The organism is Microvirga zambiensis WSM3693, from assembly GCF_016735695.1.
GTDB lineage: Bacteria > Pseudomonadota > Alphaproteobacteria > Rhizobiales > Beijerinckiaceae > Microvirga > Microvirga zambiensis.
Genome location: NZ_JAERQD010000040.1, coordinates 54,808 through 61,045 on the forward strand (window position 1 = coordinate 54,808; position 6,238 = coordinate 61,045).

A 6,238-nucleotide genomic window follows, 5' to 3' on the forward strand; every position below is an offset into this window, starting at 1 on the left:
CCAATCAATATGACGACAACCGCTCAAATTCCTTTGACGATCATCGAGCCGGAGAAGACGAGCAAGCGCTGGCGCGGCCTGTCGCGTGCGCTCGTTGCTTACTCCTTCCTCATCCCCTGGCTCATCGGCTTCCTCGGGCTGACGCTCGGCCCGACGCTCGCGTCCCTCTATCTGTCCTTCACCAATTTCGACCTGCTGCAGGATCCGCAGGTCATCGGCCTGGCGAACTATCAGCGCATCTTCACAAATGACGCGAAGTTCTGGCATTCGATGCAGGTGACGTTCACATATGTCATCCTGGCGGTTCCGCTGAAGCTGGCCTTCGCACTCGGCCTCGCCATGGTGCTCAACCGCGGCATTGCCGGCCTGCCGCTCTACCGCGCCCTGTTCTATCTTCCCTCGCTTCTCGGCGCGAGTGTCGCCATCGCCGTGCTGTGGCGCCAGCTCTTCGCCAAGGACGGCCTCGTCAACGTCGTGCTCGGCTTCTTCGGCTTCGCCGGGCCGAGCTGGATCTCGGATCCGAGCTACTCTCTCTATACGCTCGTCCTGCTCAGCGTCTGGCAATTCGGTTCGCCGATGATCATCTTCCTCGCCGGCTTGCGGCAGATCCCACCGGACGTGTACGAGGCAGCCAGCATCGACGGCGCCAACAAGGTGCAGCAATTCATCAAGATCACGCTTCCGCTGCTCACGCCGGTGGTGTTCTTCAACTTCATCGTGCAGACGATCGATGCCTTCAAGGCCTTCACGCCGGCCTTCATCATCAGCGAGGGCACCGGCGGGCCGATCGACTCGACGCTCTTCTACACCCTCTACCTCTATCAGGAAGGCTTCGCCTATTTCCGCATGGGATATGCGTCGGCCCTGGCATGGATCCTCTTGATCATCATTGCCTGCTTTACCGCCTTCTCCTTCCTGACCTCTCGCTACTGGGTGCACTACAATGACTGACACCACAACAGTCGCCACCACACCGAACGTCTCGGGAGGCCGCTCGCTCCTGTATCACGTGATCCTCTGCGGCGTGTCGCTGATCATGCTCTATCCGCTCCTGTGGATGCTCGCGAGCAGCTTCAAGCCCGATGACGAGATCTTCGGCAATGCCTCGCTCTGGCCGGAAACCTTCACCATCGATGCCTATATCCGCGGCTGGTCCGGCCTGACGGTCAGCTTCGGAACCTTCTTCTGGAACTCGCTGGTCATCGCGGTGCTCAGCGTGATCGGCAACGTGTTCTCGTGCTCGCTGGCGGCCTACGCCTTCGCGCGCCTGAAATTCCCGCTGAAGAACTTCTGGTTCGCGCTCATGCTGGGCACGCTGATGCTGCCCTATCACGTGACCCTCATCCCGCAATACGTGCTGTTCCTGAATCTCGACTGGGTGAACACCTTCCTGCCGCTGGTGGTGCCGAAATTCCTGGCGGCCGACGCGTTCTTCATCTTCCTGCTGTATCAGTTCTTCCGCGGCATCCCGCGCGAGCTCGACGAGGCGGCGATCATCGACGGAGCGGGGCCGTGGCGCATCTTCTGGAGCGTCATGCTGCCCTTGTCGATTCCGGCGCTTGCCACGGCTGCGATCTTCACGTTCATCTGGACCTGGGACGATTTCTTCGGGCCCCTGATCTATCTGAACGATGCCAGCCAGTACACAGTTCAGCTCGGCCTGCGCACCTTCGTGGACTCCACCGGCAAATCCGACTGGAGCGCGCTCTTCGCCATGTCCGTGGTCGCTCTGATCCCGGTTCTGTTGTTCTTCGCGGTCTTCCAGCGCCTTCTCATCGAAGGCATCGCGACCACCGGTCTGAAAGGTTAAGGACAAGCGAATGTCAGCACTTGGAGTTCGCTTCGGCGTCATCGGCATCAACCACAACCATATCTTCGGTCAGGTCGATGCCCTTCTCGGCGCCGGGGCCGAGTTCGTGTCCTTCTTCGCCGAGGAGGACGAACTCGCAGCACCCTTTGCGGAACGCTATCCGCAGGCGCGGCGCGTCCACGACGCCCGCCAGATCCTGGAGGACGACGGCATCGCCGTCGTCGTCAGCGCCGCCATCCCCAAGGACCGCGCACGGATCGGACTTGCCGCGATGCGTCACGGCAAGGATTACATGGTCGACAAGCCGGGCATGATCACGCTCGAGGAATTGGCCGAAGTCCGCCGTGTCCAGAAGGAGACCGGGCGCATCTACTCGATCTTCTATTCGGAGCATTTCAGCAGCCGGGTGACCGACAAGGCCGGCGAGCTCGTGCGCTCCGGCGCCATCGGCAAGGTGGTGAACACCCTTGGCCTGGGGCCGCACCGGCTCAATGCGCCAATCCGCCCATCATGGTTCTTCGAGCGCGCGGCCTATGGCGGGATTCTCACCGACATCGCTTCTCACCAATGCGAGCAGTTCCTGTTCTATACGGGCGCGAAGGATGCGGAGATCACCTATGCGCTGGTGGCGAACCGCAACAATCCGCAGGCGCCCGGACTGCAGGATTTCGGCGAGATGACGCTCAAGTCCGAGAACGCCACGGGCTATATCCGCGTCGACTGGTTCACGCCGGATGGCCTGCCGATCTGGGGCGATGGACGCGTCATGATCGTCGGCACCGAAGGCACGATCGAGATGCGCAAATACATCGACGTTGCCGGACGTGAGGGCAAGGATCACCTGTTCCTTGTCGACAAGGCCGGCATGCGCCATCTCGACTGCTCCAACGAAGAGCTGCCCTACGGCCGCAACTTCCTGAACGATGTGCGCGACCGGACCGAGACAGCCATGGGGCAGGAGCATTGCTTCAAGGCCATGGAACTCGTGCTGAAGGCACAGGCCCTGGCGGAAGAGGCCCGCTGATGCTCGACTTTCGCCTGCTCAAGGACGTGCGCTGCGGGGTCGGTGAGAGTCCCGTCTGGGACGATCGTCGCAAGGTCCTGTTCTTCATCGACATCAAGGCGCCGGCGATCCATTCCGTCCGGCTCGACGGCTCCGAGCATCGCAGCTGGGCCATGCCGAAGGTCGTGGGCTCCGTCGGGCTCGGGGAAAGCGGCCGGCTCGTCGTGGCGCTGGAGCGCTCCATCGCCGTCTTCGATCCGGAGAGCGAGAAGCTCGACATTCTCGCCGAGCTTCCCGGTGAACCGGCCACGAACCGCCTCAATGACGGCAAAGTAGGGCCGGACGGCGCCTTCTGGGTCGGCTCGATGGACGACCGCCCGCAAAAGGAGCCACTTGGCTCGCTCTATCGGGTCGATGGGCGTGGACAGGTGACACGTGTGCTGGATCGGTTCTGTCTCGTGTCCAACGGCCTCGCCTGGTCGGCGGATGGTCGCGCCCTGTTCCACTCCGATTCCCGCGGGCCCTGGATCGACCGCTACGATTTCGAGCCGTCCTCGGGCGAGCTCGGCAATCGGGTGCGGATCGCGACCCTGGACGAGACGACGGGTCGGCCGGATGGCGGGGCCTGCGATGAAGAGGGGTTCTATTGGAGCTGCGGCGTGTCCGCCGGCCGTCTGAACCGCATCACGCGGGATGGAAAGATCGTCGAATCCCATCCCGTTCCCGTTCCGGCACCCACCATGCCGTGCTTCTGCGGAGATGACCTGCGGACGTTGGTGATCACCTCCCTGCGGCCGGACAATCCGGATGTGCTGGCCGGCGCGCCGCAATCCGGCAGCCTCTTCATCGCGGCGTCTCCGGTGGCCGGCGCCCGGATTGGCCGGTGGGCAGACGCCTGAGAAGCGCTGCCCAGCTGCAATTCTGATGATCCCTATCGCGCTTCGCGGAGGCTTTCCCCGCCTCGCGTGGAATAATTCATCATATATATTATAAATCAGCATTCCGATTCCATCTCAGTTCCGTGGACCTGCCATGACTCCGAAACGCGTTCTGCTTACCGGTGCCGCCGGCCTCCTCGGAGGTGTCCTGCGTCGCTCCCTCGGGGGACAATTCCAGTTGCGTCTTGCCGACATCGTCCCCCTGGAGGCGACAGGGGAGGGTGAGGAGAGCATCATCTGCGATCTTGCCGACGCGGCTGCCGTCGAGGCCATGTGCGAGGACGTGGATGCCATCATTCATCTTGGCGGCATCCCGTATGAGACCGGATGGCCCGAGTTGCTCCGGTCCAATATCATTGGAACCATCAACCTCTATGAGGGCGCAAGACGCGCCGGCGTCGACCGGGTCCTCTTCGCCAGCAGCAACCATGCCACCGGCATGCACCCGAACGACAGGGCTCTGTCGGGAGAAAGTCCGCCTCGCCCCGATTCGCGCTACGGACTGACGAAGGCCATCGGCGAGGACGTGGCGGCGCTCTATGCCTACAAGCACGGCATTCGCAGCTTCTGCCTGAGGATCGGCTCGTGCCTGCCCAAGCCGGACAACAAGCGGGCGCTCTCCACCTGGCTGTCCCAGGCCGACTTCGTGCGCCTGGTCCAGGTGGGCCTGACGGCCGATTACGTGCACGAGATCGTCTACGGCGTTTCCAGGAACACCCGTTCCTGGTGGGACAATTCCGCGGCCTTCCGTCTCGGCTATCAGCCGCAGGACGATGCAGAGATTTATGCGGCGGAGGTCGGGGCCATCGAGCTCAAGACGGAGCTTGCTCGCAATTACCAGGGCGGAAACTTCGTGCCGGAGGAGTTTTCCGGCCGGAAAGAGTGGCTCGACTGAGATTGCAGGCCGGTGTCGCCGCTCGGCGCGACGGCAAAAAAATCCCGGGGCGCAGCGCCCCGGGTTATTTCCTCGAGATGAGGTTCAGGCCCGCGCGGCGTAGCGCAGGATATCGGCGCCTTTGTTCGCCAGGCTCCAGTTCTGATAGCGCGGGTGATCGGGGCCGACCTCGAGCGTCTGCGGACGCTGCGTCTCGATGGATTGATAGAAGGCGGTGAGCAGCTCGAGCGAGCGCCGCGCATCGGTCAGCGTGATCGGCAATGGGCCGCCTGAGAGAAGCGCTTCGTGATAGGGCGCAAACAAGCCTTCAAAGCGGGTCGGCACGAAATTCCAGCCTTCGAAAGCCTGATCGATCCGCGCCTGAACCTCCGGCGAGGCGGGAATGATCTTCCACGGATCGTCGCCCGGCGCATAAGGCTTCTGGCAGCTCTCGAAGGTCACGTTCTCGAAGCAGAAGCGCAGGCGGCTGATCTCGTCCTGCGAGCCGAGGGTTGCAGCCGTTGAGGCCAGCGCGCCATTCTGCAGCTCCAGGCTGCCGACGACGCAATCCTCCACCTCGATGTTGTTCACGCGCGTAGCCGCGCGGGCGAACACGGATTTGACCGGACCCATGATGAAGGTGAGCAGGTCGTGCAGGTGGATCGCGTGGGTGACGAGAACGCCGCCGAGCTCGGTTTCCCAGCGCCCGCGCCAGGGATTGTCGTAGTACTTCGCGGTCCGCTTCCAGAACACCTCGACGGAGGCGAGATAGGGTTTTCCGGCAATGCCCTGGTCGATGATGTGCTTGGCCTTCATGATACCGTTGCCGTAGCGGTACTGGAAGATCGGCAGCACGCGGCCACGGGATTGCTTCTCGGCCTCGATCACCTTGTCCACATCGGCCACGGAGCCGACGAGCGGCTTCTCGCAGACCACGTTCTTGTTGGCGGCAAGAGCTGCCAGGATCTGTTCGAGGTGGACGGCCGGAGGCGTGCAGACATCGACGATGTCCACGTCCTCCATGCGCAGAACCTCGCCGAAGTCCTTGGTCCGGCGCTCGATGCCGAATTCGTCGCCGATGCTCGCCAGCCGCTCATCGTTGAGATCGCAGATGACGATGACGCGGAACTTGTCCGGATGGGCGGCATAGGATTCGATGTGGGTGCGGCCGATTCCGCAGCCGACGACCGCAACATTCTTGATCATGAGCGCTGTTCTCCCTTCGCTCCGGGCGGCGCAAGCCCTTCGGAGCCGACGTCGTTAGATACGGTGCACGCATGCATTGCGTGCGATGACGCAACAGCGACTCATCGTGGCCGAGCGTCAGGAACCGCAATGTTGGCGATGCAACGGCACTCCGGCTTGCATGTCAAGATTTGTCGTGCAACATGATATGTGCTTCACTTGATCGTACCACGGGAATGCCTACGATAGCGTGGCTTTATCCGGGATTCGGGCAGGCACCCCGCAGAGGGCCGAAGAACAGAAGATTTTGGAGGAAGATCCGTGGCCTCAGTTGAGATCCGCAACATTCGAAAGAACTTCGGAACCGTCCCGGTCATTCACGGCGTGTCGATCGAGATCCAGGACGGCGAGTTCGTGATCCTGGTCGG

At 62.4% G+C, this 6,238-nt stretch carries 6 protein-coding genes and 1 pseudogene; 6 read left to right on the forward strand and 1 reads right to left on the reverse strand.

The window, feature by feature from the left end; translation table 11 throughout:
- The first annotated feature begins 9 nt into the window (after positions 1-9).
- The 5 genes from JKL46_RS24265 (at position 10) to JKL46_RS24285 (ending at position 4,646) form a co-directional block, all read left to right on the forward strand.
- On the forward strand, positions 10-951 hold the full coding sequence (locus tag JKL46_RS24265; RefSeq protein ID WP_201838240.1) for a carbohydrate ABC transporter permease: 942 nt from the start codon (positions 10-12) through the stop codon (positions 949-951).
- Entirely contained in the window at positions 944-1,810 is an 867-nt protein-coding gene (locus tag JKL46_RS24270) for a carbohydrate ABC transporter permease (RefSeq protein ID WP_201838242.1), read from the forward strand. Before JKL46_RS24265 ends, JKL46_RS24270 begins: the two co-directional genes overlap by 8 nt.
- A 10-nt stretch (positions 1,811-1,820) precedes the next feature.
- Positions 1,821-2,834: a Gfo/Idh/MocA family protein gene (locus tag JKL46_RS24275; protein WP_201838244.1), complete on the forward strand. Its 1,014-nt coding sequence runs from the start codon at positions 1,821-1,823 to the stop codon at positions 2,832-2,834.
- On the forward strand, positions 2,834-3,712 hold the full coding sequence (locus JKL46_RS24280) for an SMP-30/gluconolactonase/LRE family protein (RefSeq protein WP_201838246.1): 879 nt from the start codon (positions 2,834-2,836) through the stop codon (positions 3,710-3,712). Before JKL46_RS24275 ends, JKL46_RS24280 begins: the two co-directional genes overlap by 1 nt.
- Before the next feature lie 133 nt (positions 3,713-3,845).
- Positions 3,846-4,646: an NAD-dependent epimerase/dehydratase family protein gene (locus JKL46_RS24285; RefSeq protein ID WP_201838247.1), complete on the forward strand. Its 801-nt coding sequence runs from the start codon at positions 3,846-3,848 to the stop codon at positions 4,644-4,646.
- A gap of 84 nt (positions 4,647-4,730) precedes the next feature.
- Here the strand turns inward: JKL46_RS24285 and JKL46_RS24290 are convergent, their stop codons facing one another.
- On the reverse strand, positions 4,731-5,831 hold the full coding sequence (locus tag JKL46_RS24290) for a Gfo/Idh/MocA family protein (protein ID WP_201838248.1): 1,101 nt from the start codon (positions 5,829-5,831) through the stop codon (positions 4,731-4,733).
- A 300-nt stretch (positions 5,832-6,131) separates the two neighbouring features.
- Between JKL46_RS24290 and JKL46_RS35705 the strand changes: the two are divergent.
- Positions 6,132-6,238 (forward strand): annotated as a pseudogene (locus JKL46_RS35705) (sugar ABC transporter ATP-binding protein); the annotation flags it as partial.